This is a genomic window from Candidatus Woesearchaeota archaeon (assembly GCA_003694805.1).
GTDB lineage: Archaea > Nanobdellota > Nanobdellia > Woesearchaeales > J110 > J110.
The window spans coordinates 1-1114 of the sequence record RFJU01000091.1; the positions used below are offsets into that span (position 1 = coordinate 1).

1 protein-coding gene is annotated in these 1114 nt (G+C 49.6%); it reads left to right on the forward strand.

Features of this window, described 5'->3' with window-relative positions; translation table 11 throughout:
* The coding region (locus D6783_03230; GenBank protein ID RME52977.1) for a hypothetical protein at positions 1 to 711 on the forward strand (711 nt) is incomplete at its 5' end.
* Positions 712 to 1114: the final 403 nt, after the last annotated feature.

Here is a 1114-nt window from a genome sequence, read left to right on the forward strand (position 1 = left end):
CTCAAGATTCCAAAACCATTTAGCCCGATTCTCACCGTGCTGTCCCTGATTCTGCCCCTGAACCACTATTATGACTGCCCGGGTTGCCACGAATGGCAAAGCTTACCAAGACCGAGAAAGAAAGGCAGATTCAATTCCGAAGCGCAACAACGAGAGACAGAAAAGAGGATAATACCCTCTTCTGCCTTCCGCTTCACTCCGCACGACTCAGCTAGCCTGTTACAGCACCGTTCGATTAACATAAACATTGGTACAACACTTGGGGGCTGGTCACTGTCTCTAGATACGGTTAATACATCTACGAAAACTCTACCCGAAGGATGCAATATGAACCAGAACCACCCGGTCTTACTGCTGAACAATTGTCATGGGCGAGAACACACCAAGCTGTATGGCAAGAATGCCTTCTACGATCTCTACACCACAGGCTATCAGGCAAATATGGCAACTGACTTGCGTGTTGGCCAAGTTTGCATCGTCGCCTCAAAATCCTCTGCCGATGACCTTACTTTCTCTTGGTATTCCTTCGAAAAAGAAGAATTATTGAAAGACAACGACAATACTACATGCAGGGTTTTCTTCGGATCACATATTCGCTCGGAGACCATGCCCAAATCTGAAGCCCTCAGACATCGCGATTATTCGGAATTCTTTGATAAGAATGGGAACTTCATACGCCGGTCGGTAATCGTAAGGAAGAAAAGGGGATAAGCCCCTTTTGACGGGCCACGAACTACATCTGCAACAACGCCGACCTCTTGGACCGCGAGGAGGTCGCCAGCGTCACTACCGTCAGCTACACCCACAACGCTAAGACCGGATGAAATCGACGCAGTTCACCAGCCTCTCGTTCCACCCGAGCTGCAATCACGATCTGTTAATACAGCCGCCGGCGCGCACAAAAACGCTCACTTTACAACCCTAAAATCGCAACACACCTCAGAAATCGTTACCCCTTGTGCTGCCAACACATCGCAACACGCACCGACTCAAAAAAGACTCCTTTGCGCGCACGAACGCGGCTTTTCATCCTTTAGTGGAGGCACGACGAAAACACGAAGCGTCTTTCGTGTTCGTGTCTGCCGACATGTTCACGCCGGCGGCTGTATTAACA